The organism is Streptomyces sp. NPDC008121 (genome assembly GCF_042957155.1).
Lineage (GTDB): Bacteria > Actinomycetota > Actinomycetes > Streptomycetales > Streptomycetaceae > Streptomyces.
Genome location: NZ_JBIBHT010000004.1, coordinates 669,980 through 687,569, shown reverse-complemented (window position 1 = coordinate 687,569; position 17,590 = coordinate 669,980). Strand labels below are relative to the sequence as shown.

Here is a 17,590-nt window from a genome sequence, read left to right as displayed (position 1 = left end):
GCGGGGCCACGCGCGCGTGGGGGAGGACACACGCCCGGCCGGGTGGAAGGGGCGGTGCGGGGGTGTGGTTCGCCGGGCGGCGCGGGGGTGGTTCCCGGGGCGGTGCGGGGGTGGTTCTCGGGGCGGTGCGGGAGCGGGCGGCGCGCGCCGAGGCGTGTGCGGGCCGGCCTCGCGCCGGGGGCGCGGGGGCGCTCGTACCCCTCCGGCCGCGGGTCCGCCTCGCGCCGGGGCGCGTGTCCGCTCCGTACCCCCTCCGGCCGCGGGTCCGCCCGTCATCCCTCCGGGAGGTGGTCCAGGCGGCGGAGGATCACGCCCTCGCGGAGGGCCCAGGGGCAGATCTCGAGGTCGTCGATGCCGAAGAGGTCCATCGCGGCCTCGGCGACCAGCGCGCCCGCCAGGAGCTGCGGGGCGCGGCCCTCCGAGACGCCGGGGAGGGCCCCGCGTTCCTGGACCGTCATCACGGCGAGCTTGGGGACCCACTCCTCCAGGGACCGGTGGCTGAGGTCCCGCTGGACGTAGAGCCCTTCGCCGGATCCGGGCGCCCCGGCGATCCTGGCCAGCTGCTTGAAGGTCTTGGAGGTGGCGACGACGTGGTCCGGCTTGCCGAAGCGGGTGAACTCGCCGACGGTACGGGCGATCCGGGCCCGGACGTGGCGGCGCAGGGCCTTGACGTCCGCCGTGTCGGCGGGGTCGCCGGGGAGCCAGCCGGCCGTCAGCCGCCCCGCGCCCAGCGGGAGCGAGACCGCCGCGTCCGGCTCCTCGTCTATGCCGTACGCGATCTCCAGGGAGCCGCCGCCGATGTCGAGGAGGAGCAGCTTCCCGGAGGACCAGCCGAACCAGCGGCGGGCGGCGAGGAAGGTGAGGCGCGCCTCCTCCTCGCCGGTGAGGACCTGGAGGTCGACGCCGGTCACCTCCTGGACCCGGGCCAGGACCGCGTCGGCGTTCGTCGCCTCGCGCACCGCGGAGGTCGCGAACGGCAGCACCTCCTCGCAGCCCTTGTCCTCCGCCGCCTGGAGCGCGTCCACGACCGTGGCGATGAGCCGGTCGACCCCGGCGGGCGCGATGGCGCCGTGCTCGTCGAGCAGCTCGGCGAGGCGCAGCTCCGCCTTGTGGGAGTGGGCGGGCAGGGGCCGTGCGCCGTGGTGGGCGTCCACCACCAGCAGGTGCACCGTGTTCGAACCGACGTCGAGGACTCCGAGTCTCATGGGCGGAACGCTACTGCGCCCGCGCGCATACGCTTGTGGTGTGCCCAAGACGAAAAAGGCGAAGCCGGACAAAGCCAGTGGCGGCGACAGCGCCACCACTCCGCTCAAGGCTCGCAAGGCCTCCAAGGAGCCCGCGATCTCCAAGAAGCAGGGCGTCGCGCCCGAACCCGACGAGAAGGGCCTGGACTTCGCGCGGGCCTGGGTGGAGTTTCCCGACCCGGCCGACGACGAGCAGGTCTTCCGCTGCGATCTGACCTGGCTCACCTCGCGGTGGAGCTGCATCTTCGGCAGCGGCTGCCAGGGCATCCAGGCCGGCCGCGCCGACGACGGCTGCTGCACGCTGGGCGCCCACTTCTCCGACGAGGACGACGAGAAGCGGGTCGCCTCGTACGTGGACCGGCTCACGCCCGAGCTGTGGCAGTTCCACGACGTCGGCACCGCGACCGGCTGGACGCAGCTCGACGAGGACGGTGACCGGCAGACCCGGCGCTGGGAGGGGTCCTGCATCTTCCAGAACCGTCCCGGTTTCGCGGGCGGCGCCGGCTGCTCGCTGCACATCCTGGCCCTCCGGGAGGGCAAGGAGCCGCTGGAGACCAAGCCGGACGTCTGCTGGCAGCTGCCGGTGCGGCGTACGTACGACTGGATCGACCGGCCCGACGACACCCGGGTCCTGCAGATCTCGATCGGGGAGTACGACCGTCGTGGCTGGGGCCCGGGCGGGCACGACCTGCACTGGTGGTGCACCTCGGCGACCTCGGCGCACGGGGCCGGGGAGCCGGTGTACGTGACGTACCGGCCCGAGCTGACGGAGCTCATGGGCAAGGAGGCGTACGACGTGCTGGTGGAGCTGTGCGAGGCGCGCCTCGCGTCCCAGCTGCCGCTGGTGGCCCCGCACCCGGCCGACCCCGTGAGCCCGCCGACGCCCGGCGGCCGACCGGTCCAGGACCGGCTGTCCTGAGAGCTCCGGGCTGTCCTGGGAGCGCCCGGCCGTCCTGAGCCCGGCGGGCCTTCCCGCCACGCCCGCCGCCGTCCGGCGGCCGCCGCGCTCTCCGGTCACGAGGGAGGCGGGGACCCCGTGTCGCCCGGGGTTCCCGGGTCGGTGGACGGGGTCGGTTCGCCGGTCGTCGGGGGCGGTTCCTCCGTCGTCGGCGGCGGGCTCGTCGGGTCCGTGGGATCGGTCGTCGGCGGCGGTTCCTCCGTCGTGGGCGGCGGGGTGGTCGGGTCCGTGGTGGGTGGCGGGGTCGTCGGGTCCGTCGTGGGCGGGGGTTCCTCGGTGGTCGGCGGCGGGGTGGTGGCGCCGCGGCCGTGGATGCGGACCACCGCGCCGGAGGGGTTCACGCCGACCCGGGCCGACCAGGCCCCCGAGGGCTCGCGCGCCTGGTCGACGTGGACGCGGACCGTCACGGACTGCCCCGGCCGGAGGGTTCCGGACGCCTGGGAGACGTACAGCCACGGTCCGTCCGTCCACAGGGACCAGTCCACGGACGAGCCGCCGGAGTTGGTGAGCGTGAGCGTCGTGGTGGCGCCGTTCCCGTGGGCGGAGACGGTGATCCGGCCGGCGGCCGGCTGCCCGGGGAGGGTCGGTCCGGTGGGACCGCCCGGGCTGATCACCTCGACCGAGACGTCGGGCGAGCGGCTGCCCTGGGTGAAGCGCGGGTCGGGGGTGGTGCGGGCGTTGCCGGTGTTCTCGTACCGGTCGTTCGGGGCGCCGTCCAGGCCGCCCGCGTCCTCGGACTCCCGCGCGGTGACCGGCGCTCCGGCCCTGCCCTCCCCCGTCGCGGGGTCGCCGCGGTACGAGGCCCACAGGGCGAGGACGGGGGCGGCGACGACGGCGGCGACGACCGTGGTGGTGACCGCCCGGGCGCGCATCCGGTCGCGTCGGGCCGCGTGGTCCTTGGGGTCCATCGGGAAACCGGTGGGCCCGAAGCGCGGGGCACCGGCACGCGCGCGCGGGATGCCCGCCGCCGCGGACGCCGCGGGCGGGGGCGCCGGGACCAGCGGGAGCCGCGCGGGGGTGTCCGCCGCCGCGCCGGGCCACGGGCCGCCCGCGCCGGCGCGTTCGGCGGCCCGGCGGCAGCGCGGGCAGTCGTCGACGTGGCGGACGAGTTCGGCGCGCAGGGCGGCGGAGAGCAGCACCTGGTGGTCGCCGGTGAGGCGGGCGACGGCGGGGCAGCCGCCGGTCTCGACGACCGCGAGGGCGGCCCTGGTCCGCTCCACCTCGCAGGCGGCGGAGGAGAGCAGTTCGCGCGCGGCGAGCGGGTCGAGGGAGAGCACGGCGGCGACGCCCCGGTGCCCGAGGCCGTGGCGGACGGCGAGCTCCAGGGCCTCGCGCTGCTCGGGGGTCGTACCGGCGGCCTCGGGCCAGGCGAGCAGGGACAGCTCGGCGCGGCGGCGGTGGGCGTCCGTACCGGAAGCGGCTCCGGGGGCCTCGTCGGCGCTCCCCTCCCCGCTCCCGTCCGCGTCCCGGGCCCGTTCCGCGTCCCCTTTCCCGGCGGCGGGGCGGCCGCTGTGCGCGCCGCCCTGGCGCTTGCGGCGCTGCTCGCCGAGGGTGCGCAGGCAGGCCCAGCGGGCGAGCGCGTACAGCCACGCCCGGCGTCCTTCCTCGTCGGAGGGGCAGCGGCCACGGTGGCGTTCGGCGAGGGCGAGGACGTCGCCGAGGACGGCGGTCGCCGCGTCGTGGTCGCAGAGCACGGACAGGCAGTACGTGAACAGGCCGTCGAGACAGGGCTCGTGGACGGGCTCGTCACGGGAGGCGAAGCGACGACCGTGCGTACGGGAACCGGCACGTGCGTCGGCTCCGGCTCCGGCCTTGGCGGCCTGGGCGCCGGACGGTGCGCCGGTCGGGGCGCTCCCGGCGGCGTGGGACGGCGCGCGGCGGTGCGCCCGGTGTGCGCCGGTGGTGTGGGTAGGGGGTTCCAGCCTGCTGCTCGTCACTGGGCGACCGTAGGCAAGGCGGAGCGGCCTCTTCGCACCCCTTGAACACTTTTAATCCTTACGGGTGAAGGTATCCCTCGAAAGGGGACAGGAATCGTTCATTCCGAGGGGTGAGCCGGTGACGGCGTCACTCCCGGGACGCGTTGTCAGTGCGGCCCGCTACGGTTCGGTCCATGGCTGCCCGTACGAAATCCGCCAAGGACAGGCCGTCCTACCGCTGCACCGAGTGCGGCTGGACGACCGCCAAGTGGCTCGGCCGTTGCCCCGAGTGCCAGGCCTGGGGGACGGTCGAGGAGTACGGCGCGCCCGCCGTCCGCACCACCGCCGCCGGCCGTGTCTCGACCGCCGCGCTGCCCATCGGCCAGGTCGACGGCCGGCAGGCCACCGCGCGCTCCACCGGTGTGGACGAGCTGGACCGGGTCCTGGGCGGGGGGCTCGTGCCCGGCGCGGTCGTGCTGCTCGCGGGCGAGCCCGGCGTCGGCAAGTCCACGCTGCTGCTCGACGTCGCCGCGAAGGCCGCGAGCGACGAGCACCGCACGCTGTACGTGACGGGCGAGGAGTCCGCCAGCCAGGTCCGGCTGCGCGCGGACCGGATCAACGCGCTGAGCGACCACCTGTACCTGGCGGCCGAGACCGATCTGTCGGCCGTCCTCGGACATCTCGACGCCGTCAAGCCCTCACTGCTGATCATGGACTCGGTGCAGACGGTGGCCTCCCCGGAGATCGACGGGGCGCCGGGCGGCATGGCGCAGGTCCGTGAGGTCGCCGGGGCGCTGATCCGGGCGTCGAAGGAGCGCGGGATGTCCACGCTCCTGGTCGGCCATGTGACCAAGGACGGCGCCATCGCCGGCCCCCGGCTCCTGGAGCACCTGGTCGACGTCGTGCTCTCCTTCGAGGGCGACCGGCACGCGCGCCTGCGGCTGGTCCGGGGCGTGAAGAACCGGTACGGAGCGACGGACGAGGTCGGCTGCTTCGAGCTGCACGACGAGGGGATCACCGGGCTGGCCGACCCGTCCGGCCTCTTCCTGACCCGCCGCGACACGGCCGTGCCGGGGACCTGTCTGACGGTGACCCTGGAGGGGCGCAGGCCGCTCGTCGCCGAGGTCCAGGCCCTGACGGTGGACTCGCAGATCCCGTCGCCGCGGCGGACGACCTCCGGCCTGGAGACGTCCCGGGTGTCGATGATGCTCGCCGTGCTGGAGCAGCGCGGCCGGATCACCGCGCTCGGCAAGCGTGACATCTATTCGGCGACGGTCGGCGGGGTGAAGCTCTCCGAGCCGGCCGCCGACCTGGCGATCGCCCTCGCCCTGGCCTCCGCCGCCAGCGACACCCCGCTGCCGAAGAACCTGGTCGCCATCGGGGAGGTCGGGCTGGCGGGCGAGGTCCGCCGGGTCACGGGCGTCCAGCGCCGCCTGGCCGAGGCGCACCGGCTCGGCTTCACCCATGCCCTGGTCCCGACGGACCCGGGCAAGGTCCCGGCCGGCATGAAGGTGACGGAGGTCGCGGACATGGGCGACGCGCTGCGGGTCCTGCCGCGAAGCCGCCGCCCGGCCGCGGCGAAGGGCGCGAACGCGGAAGAGGGCTAGGCATGAGCGGGGGAACAGGGCTGGGCGTCGGCGAAGAAGAGGACTGGGCAGGAGGGGGAAGAGGGCTAGGCGTCGGCGAAGAAGCCGGTCAGGACGCGCGGGGAAGAGGGGGAGGAGAGCCAGGACGAGGCCGTCCGGCGGTGTAGCGGAGCGGTCGGCGGGGCAGGCCCCGCACGGGGTCGCGCGGCGCGCGGCAGAGGGGCGTCGGGTCGTGTCGCTAGACTTTGCCCTGGTCTCGCCCATCCGTACGAGCCGGAGGAGTGCAGTGGCAGCCAAGGACGGGGCAGCAGGTCCCGGAAAGTCCGGCGCGGGCTCCGGCGTCGAAGCGCTGATGCGCGCCTCGCTCAGCGCCGTAGCCCCCGGCACCGCCCTGCGCGACGGTCTGGAGCGCATCCTCCGGGGCAACACCGGCGGCCTCCTCGTCCTCGGCATGGACAAGACGGTCGAATCGATGTGCACCGGCGGCTTCGTGCTGGACGTGGAGTTCACCGCGACCCGCCTGCGCGAGCTGTGCAAGCTCGACGGCGCGCTCATCCTCGACAAGGACATCACCAAGATCCTCCGCGCGGGCGTGCAGCTCGTCCCGGACGCCTCCATCCACACCGAGGAGACCGGCACCCGGCACCGCACCGCCGACCGCGTCTCCAAGCAGTGCGGCTTCCCGGTGGTCTCCGTCTCGCAGTCGATGCGCCTGATCGCGCTGTACGTCGACGGTGAGCGCCGGGTCCTGGAGGAGTCGGCCGCGATCCTCTCGCGCGCCAACCAGGCGCTCGCGACCCTGGAGCGGTACAAGCTCCGCCTCGACGAGGTCGCCGGCACGCTCTCCGCCCTGGAAATCGAGGACCTGGTGACCGTCCGCGACGTGACCGCCGTCGCCCAGCGGCTGGAGATGGTCCGCCGGATCGCCACCGAGATCGCCGAGTACGTCGTCGAGCTGGGCACCGACGGCCGGCTGCTCTCGCTCCAGCTCGACGAGCTGATCGCGGGCGTCGAGCCCGAGCGCGAGCTCGTCATCCGCGACTACGTCCCCGAGCCGACGGCCAAGCGGTCCCGTACGGTCTCCGAGGCGCTCACGGAGCTCGACGCGCTCACCCACGCCGAGCTGCTCGAGCTGCCGATCGTGGCGCGGGCGCTGGGGTACAGCGGCTCCCCCGAGACCCTGGACTCCGCCGTCTCGCCGCGCGGCTACCGGCTCCTCGCCAAGGTCCCCCGGCTCCCGGGCGCCATCATCGAGCGGCTGGTCGAGCACTTCGGCGGCCTGCAGAAGCTGCTGGCCGCGAGCGTCGACGACCTGCAGACCGTGGACGGTGTCGGCGAGGCGCGGGCGCGGAGCGTCCGCGAGGGCCTGTCCCGGCTCGCCGAGTCCTCGATCCTCGAACGGTACGTGTAGGGCCCGTCGGCCCCGCGCCCCTCAGCCGGCCGTCGGCAGCCCCGCGCGGTCAGAGGCCCTGGCGGACAGAGCCCTCGCGGACAGGCCCCTCACGGTCAGGCGTCTCGCGGTCGGGGCACTCGCGGTCAGGGCCTCGCGTCAGTCCTTCGCCAGCGTGAACGACGCCGGGAGGACCTTCACGCCCGGCATCGCCGCCTCCACCAGATACGTCCCAGGACCGACAGGTCCCGCGGGGGCCGTCGCGCAGCGCGGGGCGCTCTGGCCGCGGTCCCATTCCACGGTGTGGGTGATCGTGGCGCGGGCCGGGACCCGGAGCAGGACGCCGGTCGCGGGGCGCGGGCAGTCCTGGGAGGACCAGAGCTCGTCGTCCTTGGTGTCGCTGATCGTCAGAACCGCGTTGCGGGGACCGAAGTCGGCCTTGCAGTCGACGGCGGAGGTGTTCCTGGCGACCAGGTGGAAGCGCGGCTTCTCGCCCGGCTCGTAGGAGACCTTGGCGCTCTTGAGCGTCAACTGGAGTGCGCCCGGAGCGCAGTTCGGCAGCGGGGAGTTCGCCGGGATCTGCTGACCCGAACCCGTCCCGGCCCCGCCGTCGCCGCCCGCGCCGTCCGTGTCGCCGTTCTTGCCCACGCCGTCGCCCGTGCCGTCACCGCCGGCGGCCGCGCCCGCGTTCGCCCCGCCCTCGGTGTTCCCGCCGGAGTTCTCGCCGGAGGTGCCGGAGGAGCCGGATCCGCCCGACTCGTCTCGTCCGCCCGGCTGTTGGCTGATCGCGGGACCGGAACCGGAGGGCCCGGGGGTGATCGAGGGCGCGGGGGAAGCGCCGTTGGCGCCGTCGCTCGACCTCTTTCCGCCGCCGCCACCGAAGGTGACGGCCCAGAGGGCGAGCAGCGCGACCAGGGCGATCAGGCACAGCGCGACCGCCCTCCGTCGCCAGTAGATGGAGGAGGGAAGCGGCCCGACCGGATTGCGCAGTGATCCCACGCCACGAACCTTACGAGAGATCGACGCCAACTCCCGCCCCACCCGCCGCCTCAGCGAGAAGTTTTGCCGATGATCACACCCAGCGCGTCGGCGGCCCGTGTGCGCCCCCTCGTCCGCCCCCCTCTTCCTCGGGCGCGGCGTGCTCCCGCGGCCCCCCGAGGAACCGGAGTACCGGCGGCCGGTTAGCGTCCTCGATCATGAGCAACGTCTCCCCTTCCGCGCCCCCGTCCGGCCCGTCCCCCCTGTCGGACCCGACGGTCCTGTCGGCCCTGCCGGCCCCCTCGGACGTCTCGGGCGACCTCTACCTCGACATCCTGGACTTCGCCCACTCCACGCCGCACTGGTTCCAACAGCTCGCGGAGGCATGGACCGAGCTGGGACTGCTGCTGTTCGGCGTGCTGTTCGTGGCCGGCTGGTGGCGGGCGCGGGCCGGGGTGAGCGTCTGGACGGCGCTGGCCCTGCTCGCGCCCCTCGCGACCGCCTTCGGCTACGTGGTGAGCGAGTCGTTCAAGTCGCTGGTGGACGAGGAGCGTCCGTGCCGGACGGTGGTGGGGGCGCCGGCCTCGCTGGTCCCGTGCCCGCCGACCGGCGACTGGTCGTTCCCGAGCAACCACGCGGCGATCGCGGGAGCCGCCGCTGTGGCGCTCGCGCTGTCGTGGCGGGGGCTCGGGCTGCTGACCGTGCCGATGGCGCTGCTGATGGCGTTCTCCCGGGTCTTCGTCGGCGTCCACTACCCCCACGACGTGGCGGTCGGCCTGCTGCTCGGCGGCGCGGTCGCGTACGTCGTCGTCAAGGCGGCGACCCGGCCCGTCCGGTTCCTCGTGGAGAGCGCCCGGACGAGCCGTAACGGCGCGGTGGTGTGGTGCGTGGGGCGCGGACCGCGCCCACACGCCCCCACGCGCCCCGAGGGCGTGCGCCACGGCGCGCACTGAACGTGCCAGGATCGGAGGTGCCATGACTTCCATCGACGCGCCCCTCACCGACGGTTCCCCCACCGACGTTCCCGTCACCGACGCCCGCGTGACCGACGCCTCCGAGACCACCGCCGCCTCCGAGACCGATGCCCCCGGCCCGTCCACCGACGCCCGACCGGCCGCGGCCCGGGCCGCCACCCAAGCCTCCACCCAAGCCGCAGACCAGACCGCCGACCAGGCCGCCGACCAGACCGCCGTCCAAGCCGGGGGCGCAGGCCCGGCCGTCGAGCCCGCCGAGCTGCACGGGCCCGTCCTCGCCTGGTTCGACCGGCACGCCCGCGACCTGCCCTGGCGCCGCCCGGAGGCGGGGGCGTGGGGCGTGATGGTCAGCGAGTTCATGCTCCAGCAGACGCCCGTCGTACGGGTCCTGCCGGTATACGAGCAGTGGCTGGCGCGCTGGCCGCGCCCGGCCGACTTGGCCGCGGAGGCTCCCGGCGAGGCCGTACGCGCCTGGGGCCGGCTCGGTTATCCGCGGCGCGCGCTGCGGCTGCACGCGGCGGCCGTCGCCATAACGGAGCGGCACGGCGGGGACGTGCCGAGCGAGCACGGTCAGCTGCTGGCGCTCCCCGGGATCGGGGAGTACACGGCGGCGGCGGTGGCCTCGTTCGCGTACGGGCAGCGGCACGCGGTCCTCGACACCAACGTCCGCCGGGTGTTCGCCCGGGCGGCGGCCGGGGTCCAGTACCCGCCCAACGCCACGACGGCGGCGGAGCGCAAGCTGGCGCGCGAGCTGCTGCCCCGGGACGAGCCGACGGCGGCCCGCTGGGCGGCCGCCTCCATGGAGCTGGGCGCGCTGGTCTGCACGGCGAAGAACGAGGACTGCGGGCGCTGCCCGATCGCCACGCGGTGCGTCTGGCGCCTCGCGGGCAAGCCGGCGCACGACGGCCCGCCGCGCCGGGGCCAGACGTACGCCGGCACGGACCGCCAGGTCCGGGGCAGGCTGCTGGCCGTCCTGCGGGAGGCGGTGGGCTCCGTGCCGCAGTCCGCCCTGGACACGGTCTGGCACGAACCGGTCCAGCGTGCCCGCGCCCTCGACGGCCTGGTCGCGGACGGTCTGGTCGAACCCCTGGAGAACGGCTTCTACCGCCTCCCTCACTAGGTCATGTCGGGCGGGCCCGCGTGCCGGGCCCGTCTCCGGCGCCCGCCCCCTCCTGTTACACAACCGATGGGCAGCCGTGCGTCCGCCGACGGCTGCCCCGCACAGCCTCGTGACAAGTGCTCCGTAGCGTCGTCGACGTCACACAAACAGGCAGGTCACGGGGTTCGGAGGCGGTTCGGATGGCGCACGGTGAGGTGCTCGACTTCGAGGAGTACGTACGCACTCGGCAGGACGCGCTGCTGCGCAGCGCCCGACGGCTCGTGCCCGACCCGGTCGACGCCCAGGACCTGCTGCAGACCGCGCTCGTCCGGACGTACGGTCGGTGGGACGGGATCGCCGACAAGTCCCTCGCCGACGCCTACCTCCGCCGCGTGATGATCAACACCCGGACCGAGTGGTGGCGCGCCCGCAAGCTCGAAGAGGTCCCCACCGAGCAGCTGCCCGACGCCTCCGTCGACGACGCCACCGAGCAGCACGCCGACCGTGCCCTGCTCATGGACATCCTCAAGGTCCTCGCCCCCAAGCAGCGCAGCGTCGTCGTCCTGCGCCACTGGGAGCAGATGAGCACCGAGGAGACCGCGGCGGCGCTCGGCATGTCGACCGGTACGGTGAAGAGCACGCTCCACCGCGCCCTGGCCCGGCTTCGCCAGGAGCTGGAGAGCCGCGGTGTCGCCGACGCCCGCGCTCTGGAGCGGACGACCGAGCGGAGCACCGAGCGGGCGACGGCACGAGGCAACGAACGGGGGCGGGAGCGGTGCGCGGCCTGAGCGCCAGATCCGACACCCACCAGAACCGCGCGAACCGCGACTCCCGCACGAAGCGCGAGCACCACGAGCATCACGAGCGCCACGGACACTCCGAGCATGCTGAGCACCACGAGCACGCTCAGCCCCACGAGCACGGTCAGCACCACCCGCATCACGACCATCACGAGCCTCACGACCAGCACGAGCAAGGCCCCGCAGGGCACAGGGACCGCGCCGAGCGCGCGGTCCGGGCGGCGAGCACCACGGCACTGGCCGGGCTCGTCGCCGTCGGGCTGTCCCTGACCGCCTGCTCGACCGGTGGCACCGGCTCCCGTGACGAGGGCGCCGCACGGCCGGCCGAGGTGGCCTCGGCGCCGTCGACCGCCTCCCCCTCCGCCTCCCCCGGCCCGCAGTCGGCCAAGCGGGTCGACCCCGTCGCGCTCATCAAGTCCGACCCCAAGATCGGCGAACGGCTCAAGGACGACCTGAAGCCCTGCTCCGCGGACGCGTACCCCGTGGACACCTCGTACGGGAACCTCACCGGCGGAACCTCCCCCGACGTCGTCGTCAACGTGATGACCTGCGGGGACGCCGTCGGTATCGGCACGTACGTGTACCGCGAGGAGAACAACCGGTACAAGAACGTCTTCATGGCCGAGGACGCGGCCGTGTACGCCACGATCGACCGGGGCGACCTGGTCGTCACCAAGCAGGTGTACGCCGAGGGCGACCCGATGACGTACCCCTCGGGCGAGGACGTGATCACGTACCGCTGGTCGGGCAACAGGTTCACCCAGCACGACTGGGTGCACAACGACTACAGCCGCGCGGTCGGCGACGGCGGCATCGACGGCACCGCGCCCAGCCCGTCGAGCGGCGGCTGACCGGCCGGGCAACCTCGCGCGGCCGCCGGACGTCGTGAAGGAAGGACGCGGGCGGGAACCGTGCGCGGGAACGGAAAGGAAAGGGAGAGGCGCGCGATGGCCGAGACCCATGTGCTGTTCGTCGAGGACGACGATGTGATCCGCGAGGCGACGCAGCTCGCGCTGGAGCGGGACGGCTTCACGGTGACCGCCATGCCCGACGGCCTGTCGGGCCTCGACGCGTTCCGGGCCGACCGGCCCGACATCGCGCTGCTCGACGTGATGCTGCCGGGCATGGACGGCGTCAGCCTGTGCCGGCGGATCCGTGACGAGTCGACCGTGCCGGTGATCATGCTGTCGGCGCGGGCCGATTCGATCGACGTCGTCCTCGGCCTGGAGGCCGGCGCCGACGACTACGTCACCAAGCCCTTCGACGGCTCCGTCCTCGTCGCCCGCATCCGCGCCGTGCTCCGCCGCTTCGGCCACGCCGGCGGCCCCGCCGCCGGGGAGGCCGGCCGGGGCGAGGAGGGCGGGGGCGGGGTCCTCGTCTTCGGCGACCTGGAGGTCGACACCGACGGCATGGAGGTCCTCAGGGGCGGCGCCCCGGTGTCGCTGACCCCGACCGAGATGCGGCTGCTGCTGGAGTTCTCCACCGCGCCGGGCACGGTGCTCTCCCGTGACAAGCTCCTGGAGCGGGTGTGGGACTACGGCTGGGGCGGCGACACCCGGGTCGTGGACGTCCATGTCCAGCGGCTGCGCACCAAGATCGGCCAGGACCGGATCGAGACGGTCCGCGGCTTCGGCTACAAGCTCAAGGGATAGAGCGGAACGATGAGGTCCACGCGATGAGGCGGGTCGCCCTGCGTACGGGGGTCCGCTGGAAGATCTCCGTCGCCATCGCCGCCGTGGGGGCGCTCATCGCGGTCACCCTCAGCCTGGTCGTGCACAACTCCGCCCGCGTCTCGATGCTCGACAACGCGCGCGAGGTGCAGATGGAGCGGCTGCTCTTCGCCCAGCGCATGTACGAGAGCTCCAAGCCGAAGGAACCGCGCTTCGGCACCAAGATCAACGATCCGATGCTGCCGCCGCAGCTCGACCAGCTGATGCGGGACAGGCGGCGCGGCACCTTCGTGCAGGAGCACCGCCACGGCGGCCCGCCCGACGTGTGGGCGGCCGTGCCGCTCGCCAATGGGGACGTGCTGTCGCTGCACATCCCGTTCGCCGACCGCAGCGCGGCGATCATGAAGGATCTCGACCGGGCCCTGATCATCGGCTCGGTGTCGGTGGTCGTCGGCGGCTGCGCGCTCGGGGTGCTCATCGGCGGCCAGCTGTCGCGCCGGCTGCGCAAGGCCGCCGCGGCCGCCGGAAGGGTCGCGCAGGGCAACACGGACGTACGGGTGCGCCATGCCATCGGCGGCGTCGTACGCGACGAGACGGACGAGCTGGCCCGGGCGGTCGACGCCCTCACGGACGCGCTCCAGGAGCGGATCGAGGCCGAGCGCCGGGTCACGGCGGACATCGCGCACGAGCTGCGCACCCCGGTGACCGGGCTGCTGACGGCGGCCGAGCTGCTGCCGCCGGGGCGCCCGACCGAGCTGGTACGGGACCGGGCGCAGGCGATGCGGACGCTGGTCGAGGACGTGCTGGAGGTCGCCCGGCTCGACAGCGCGTCGGAGCGGGCCGAGCTCCAGGAGATCGCGCTCGGCGAGTTCGTCGAGCGGCGGGTGCGGGCGCTGGACCCGGCGGTGGTCGTGCACGTGGTCCACGAGTCGTGGGTCAGCACCGATCCGCGGCGCCTGGAGCGGATCCTGGGCAATCTCCTCGCCAACGCGGCCAAGCACGGCAAGCCGACGGTCGAGGTGACGGTCGAGGGCCGGGTGGTACGGGTCCGGGACCACGGCCCCGGCTTCCCCGAGGCGCTGCTGCGCGAGGGCCCGAGCCGGTTCCGTACGGGCGCGAGCGACCGCGCCGGGCAGGGGCACGGGCTCGGGCTGACGATCGCGGCCGGGCAGGCCCGGGTGCTGGGCGCGCGGCTGACGTTTCGCAACGCGGCGCCGGAGGGCACCCCGGAGGGGGCGGGCGGCGCGATCGCGGTGCTCTGGCTCCCGGACCACGCGCCGACGAACACCGGCAGCTTCCCGATGATCAGCTTCCCGGACTGAGGACCGGCACGGCGGACGGCGGACCGGCCAGGCCTGGGGACCGGCCCGGCGGACGGCGAACCGGCACGCCTGAGGACCGGACGACGCGCGGCGGCCCCGGCGAGAACGCCGGGGCCGCCGCGGTCCCGTACAGGTCGGACCGTCAGACCATCAGACCGTCATGTCGTCAGTCCGTCATCCCGTCAGCTCGTCAGCCCGTCTCCGCGACCTTCGGTCCGTCGCCCTCCGCCGCCGCCGGCCGCGGGCGCTCCGGGCCGGCCCCGCGCAGCGCCACCTCCTTGACGAAGAAGGCGAGGACGACGCCGATCACCGCGACCGCCGCTCCGACCAGGAAGGCGGAGTGGGTGCCGGCGGCCACCGCGTACTGGTACGACTCGCGCAGCGCGGCCGGCAGCTTCGCCAGGGAGGCCGCGTCGAGCTGGGCCGACTGCTGGGTCAGCTCCGAGCCGCCGCGCGACGCCATCTCGTCCTGGACCCGGCTCGTGAAGAGCGCGCCCATGATCGCGACGCCGAAGGAGGAGCCGAGGGTCCGGAACAGGGTGGTCGTGGAGGAGGCGACGCCCATGTCCTTCATCTCGACGCTGTTCTGCGCGACGAGCATCGTGATCTGCATCAGGAAGCCCATGCCGGCACCGAGCACCGCCATGTAGATCCCCGAGGTGAGGCGCGAGGTGCCGGTGTCCATCTGGGCGAGCAGGAACAGGCCGAGCACCATGAGCGCCGAACCGATGATCGGAAAGATCTTGTACTTGCCGCTGTTGGTGGTGATCCGGCCGGAGACCAGCGAGACGACCATCATCGACAGCAGCATCGGCAGGAGCAGCAGGCCGGAGTTGGTGGCGGAGGCGCCCTGCACGGACTGCTGGAACAGCGGCAGGAAGAGGACCGCGCCGAACATGACGAAGCCGGTCAGGAAGCCGATCACCGACATGAGGGTGAAGTTGCCGTTGCGGAAGATGTGCAACGGGACGACCGGGTCGCTCGCGCGGGTCTCGGCCCACAGGAACGCGGCGAGGGCGGCGACACCGGCGACCGACAGTCCGACGATGGTGGCGGAGCCCCAGGCGTACTCCGTGCCGCCCCAGGTGGTGACGAGGACGATCGCGGTGATGCCGACGGTCAGCAGTCCGGCGCCGAGGAAGTCGATCCGGGTGGACCGGTCGCGCTCCTTCTTCGGCAGGTGCAGGACGGCGGTGACCATCGCGAGGGCGACGGCGCCCAGCGGCAGGTTGATGTAGAAGGACCAGCGCCAGCCCCAGTGGTCGGTGATGGTGCCGCCGACGAGCGGTCCGCCGATCATGGCGAGGGCCATCACGCCGGCCATCATGCCCTGGTACTTGCCGCGCTCACGGGGCGGGATCAGGTCGCCGATGATCGCCATGACGCCGACCATCAGACCGCCGGCGCCGAGGCCCTGGATCGCCCGGAAGCCGATGAGCTGGCCCATGTCCTGGGCCATGCCGCTGAGCGCCGAGCCGAGCAGGAAGATCACGATCGACAGGAGGAAGGTGCCCTTCCGGCCGAACATGTCGCCGAGCTTGCCCCAGATGGGGGTGGAGGCGGCGGTGGCCAGGGTGTAGGCGGTGACCACCCAGGAGAGGTGTGCCAGACCGCCCAGCTCGCCGACGATCGTCGGCATGGCGGTGCCGATGATCATGTTGTCCAGCATCGCGAGCAGCATCGCGATCATGAGGGCGAGCAGGACCACGCGGACACTGCGCGGCTTCGGGGCTCCGTCGTCCACGGCGGGCGCCTCCGACTGGCCTCCGGGCGTCTTCCCGCTCCCCCCGGGCGACCCGTTGCCCGCGGCCGTGCCGTCGTCCGCCGGTGGTGCGGTCCCCTCCGCCGGTATGTCGGTCTCGGTCCTCGCCATGTTCCCTGCTCCCCGGTTGCGTACGGCCGTCTCGTACGGTCGTTCCCTGTGCTCGCCGGGGGAACTTACTTGCCGCCCGGCTAGTTACTACACTGGGGGACGGTAGACCCGTCACTAGCCGGGCGTCAAGTAAGTAAAAGTCGGTGGGAGCGAGCAGACCATGGCCCGAGGCAACACACGCCAGCGCATTCAGGACGTCGCTCTCGAACTCTTCGCCGAGCAGGGGTACGAGAAGACCTCACTGCGCGAGATCGCGGAGCGGCTCGACGTCACGAAGGCGGCGCTGTACTACCACTTCAAGACCAAGGAAGACATCCTGATCGGGCTCTTCGAGGACCTCACCCGCCCCATGGACGAGCTGATCACCTGGGCGCGGGCGCAGCCGCGCACCCTGGAGACCCGCAAGGAGGCCCTGCGCCGGTACCAGCGGGCGCTGCTGGACGCCGCCCCGCTGTACCGCTTCATGCAGGAGAACCAGGCCACCGTGCGCGAGCTGAGCATCGGCCTCACCTTCAAGGAGCGGATGCTCGAGGTGACGGAGCTGGTGCAGGAGCCGGACTTCGCGATGGCCGACCGGGTCCGCTGCGTCAGCGCGATCTTCACCCTGCACGCCGGCACGTTCTTCCTGCAGAACGTCGAGGGCGACCCCGAGGAGAAGCACGAAGCCGTCCTCGAGGTCGCCCTCGATCTGCTCACTCAGGCGCATCAGGCGCCGTAGGGAGTCGTACGAATCAGATGGTGACGCCGACCGTACGCAGGAACGCGGACGGGTTCAGGGCGGAACCGTAGTTCGGGGTCGTACGGATCTCGAAGTGCAGGTGCGGGCCGGAGGAGTTGCCGGTGTTGCCCGAGAGGGCGATCTTCTGGCCGGCGCCGACCTTCTGGCCGGGGTACACGTTGATCTTCGAGAGGTGCGCGTACTGCGAGTACTTGCCGTTGGCGTGCTTGACGACGATGGCGTTGCCGTACGCCGGGCCGTCACCGCCGCCGTTCGGGCCGGCCTTCACGACGGTGCCGGCGCCGGCGGCCTTGACCGCGGTGCCGACCGGCACGGCGAAGTCCTGGCCGGAGTGCTTGTGGGACCACATGGAGCCGCCCTGGTTGAAGCTGGCGGTCAGGGTGTAGCCGCCGACCGGCTTGACCCAGGCGGCCTTCTTCTTGGCGGCCTTCGGAGCGGCCTTCTTCGCGACGGCCGCCTTGGCGGCCTTCTTGACGGTGGCGGCCTTGGCGGCGGCCTGCGCCTGGGCGTCGGCCTGCGCGGCGACGGCGGCGGACGTACCGGTCGCGGCGACGGACGCGGTGGTGGCCTTGCCCTCGGCGGCGAAGGCGGACCCTGCTCCGGCCACCAGTGACGCCCCCAGGCCCGCGGTGGCGAGAGCAACAGCGGTGACACGGGCGGCGGGGTTCATAACGCGCTTCGACATACGGGGGAAAACCTCCGGGACAGAAAGGGACCCGACGCGAGCGGTGCGCCGGGCGGGCTTGCCACACCTTGGTAACCCGGACGCCCATCCCGGCTCAAACCCCCCATCTACGACATCTCGTCGTAGCGATCTCCTCGGAAGTTCGGGTCTTGACGACCTCGGACACCCCTCTCGAAAAACGGACAAACCTGCCCAAGAGAAGCGGTTTACGCGCACGTCGGACCTGTCCCCAGAGGCCCGGGAGGCCGTATCCCGTACGGTTCGGGACCCCATAGGCCGAAAGTCCCGATGCTCCGCCCCAGAACGTCCCGATTCCACCCTGAACGTCATCACTATTCCGGCTAGTACACCCGAAA

At 73.3% G+C, this 17,590-nt stretch carries 15 protein-coding genes; 10 read left to right on the top strand and 5 right to left on the bottom strand.

From position 1 onward, the window contains the following. Positions 1-272: 272 nt before the first annotated feature. Positions 273-1,205, bottom strand: a complete 933-nt coding sequence (locus tag ACFZBD_RS17510; RefSeq protein ID WP_391140426.1) for a Ppx/GppA family phosphatase — start codon at positions 1,203-1,205, stop codon at positions 273-275. 40 nt (positions 1,206-1,245) lie between these two features. Here ACFZBD_RS17510 and ACFZBD_RS17505 point away from each other — a divergent pair, with 40 nt between their 5' ends. Then, complete coding sequence (locus ACFZBD_RS17505) at positions 1,246-2,163, top strand: hypothetical protein (protein WP_391140425.1); 918 nt, start codon at positions 1,246-1,248, stop codon at positions 2,161-2,163. A 95-nt stretch (positions 2,164-2,258) separates the two neighbouring features. Here ACFZBD_RS17505 and ACFZBD_RS17500 read toward each other — a convergent pair whose 3' ends face one another. Next, the gene (locus ACFZBD_RS17500; RefSeq protein ID WP_391140424.1) at positions 2,259-4,139 is read right to left on the bottom strand and encodes a hypothetical protein; all 1,881 of its coding nucleotides are present in this window, start codon (positions 4,137-4,139) and stop codon (positions 2,259-2,261) included. A 173-nt stretch (positions 4,140-4,312) separates the two neighbouring features. Here ACFZBD_RS17500 and radA point away from each other — a divergent pair, with 173 nt between their 5' ends. Together radA and disA are read left to right on the top strand one after the other, a co-directional pair. Next, positions 4,313-5,725 (top strand): DNA repair protein RadA, encoded by a 1,413-nt coding sequence (gene radA, locus ACFZBD_RS17495; RefSeq protein WP_391140423.1) that lies wholly within the window; start codon positions 4,313-4,315, stop codon positions 5,723-5,725. Positions 5,726-5,990: 265 nt separating this feature from the next. Further along, positions 5,991-7,115 carry a DNA integrity scanning diadenylate cyclase DisA gene (gene disA, locus ACFZBD_RS17490; protein WP_391140422.1) on the top strand — a complete coding sequence of 375 codons (1,125 nt, stop codon included), beginning with the start codon at positions 5,991-5,993 and terminating at the stop codon, positions 7,113-7,115. A gap of 138 nt (positions 7,116-7,253) precedes the next feature. Here the strand turns inward: disA and ACFZBD_RS17485 are convergent, their stop codons facing one another. Then, the gene (locus ACFZBD_RS17485) at positions 7,254-8,093 is read right to left on the bottom strand and encodes a hypothetical protein (RefSeq protein ID WP_391140421.1); all 840 of its coding nucleotides are present in this window, start codon (positions 8,091-8,093) and stop codon (positions 7,254-7,256) included. A gap of 197 nt (positions 8,094-8,290) precedes the next feature. On the opposite strand from ACFZBD_RS17485, the gene ACFZBD_RS17480 reads away from it, so the two are divergent. The 6 genes from ACFZBD_RS17480 (at position 8,291) to cseC (ending at position 13,937) form a co-directional block, all read left to right on the top strand. Further along, positions 8,291-9,025 carry a phosphatase PAP2 family protein gene (locus ACFZBD_RS17480; RefSeq protein WP_391140420.1) on the top strand — a complete coding sequence of 245 codons (735 nt, stop codon included), beginning with the start codon at positions 8,291-8,293 and terminating at the stop codon, positions 9,023-9,025. A 22-nt stretch (positions 9,026-9,047) separates the two neighbouring features. Then, positions 9,048-10,166, top strand: coding sequence for an A/G-specific adenine glycosylase (locus tag ACFZBD_RS17475; RefSeq protein ID WP_391140419.1), 1,119 nt, complete (start codon positions 9,048-9,050; stop codon positions 10,164-10,166). 179 nt (positions 10,167-10,345) lie between these two features. Then, positions 10,346-10,933, top strand: coding sequence for a SigE family RNA polymerase sigma factor (locus tag ACFZBD_RS17470; protein ID WP_391140418.1), 588 nt, complete (start codon positions 10,346-10,348; stop codon positions 10,931-10,933). Positions 10,934-11,181: 248 nt separating this feature from the next. After that, positions 11,182-11,796, top strand: coding sequence for a hypothetical protein (locus ACFZBD_RS17465; RefSeq protein ID WP_391140470.1), 615 nt, complete (start codon positions 11,182-11,184; stop codon positions 11,794-11,796). Between the two features lie 96 nt (positions 11,797-11,892). Continuing rightward, positions 11,893-12,597 carry a two-component system response regulator CseB gene (gene cseB / locus ACFZBD_RS17460; protein ID WP_391140417.1) on the top strand — a complete coding sequence of 235 codons (705 nt, stop codon included), beginning with the start codon at positions 11,893-11,895 and terminating at the stop codon, positions 12,595-12,597. Positions 12,598-12,620: 23 nt separating this feature from the next. Further along, on the top strand, positions 12,621-13,937 hold the full coding sequence (gene cseC / locus ACFZBD_RS17455) for a two-component system sensor histidine kinase CseC (protein WP_391140416.1): 1,317 nt from the start codon (positions 12,621-12,623) through the stop codon (positions 13,935-13,937). A 190-nt stretch (positions 13,938-14,127) separates the two neighbouring features. On the opposite strand, the gene ACFZBD_RS17450 is transcribed toward cseC, so the two are convergent. After that, positions 14,128-15,810 (bottom strand): DHA2 family efflux MFS transporter permease subunit, encoded by a 1,683-nt coding sequence (locus ACFZBD_RS17450; RefSeq protein ID WP_391140415.1) that lies wholly within the window; start codon positions 15,808-15,810, stop codon positions 14,128-14,130. Between the two features lie 160 nt (positions 15,811-15,970). On the opposite strand from ACFZBD_RS17450, the gene ACFZBD_RS17445 reads away from it, so the two are divergent. Beyond that, complete coding sequence (locus ACFZBD_RS17445) at positions 15,971-16,528, top strand: TetR family transcriptional regulator (RefSeq protein ID WP_391140414.1); 558 nt, start codon at positions 15,971-15,973, stop codon at positions 16,526-16,528. Between the two features lie 13 nt (positions 16,529-16,541). On the opposite strand, the gene ACFZBD_RS17440 is transcribed toward ACFZBD_RS17445, so the two are convergent. Further along, positions 16,542-17,234 (bottom strand): peptidoglycan DD-metalloendopeptidase family protein, encoded by a 693-nt coding sequence (locus tag ACFZBD_RS17440; RefSeq protein ID WP_391140413.1) that lies wholly within the window; start codon positions 17,232-17,234, stop codon positions 16,542-16,544. Positions 17,235-17,590 lie beyond the last annotated feature (356 nt).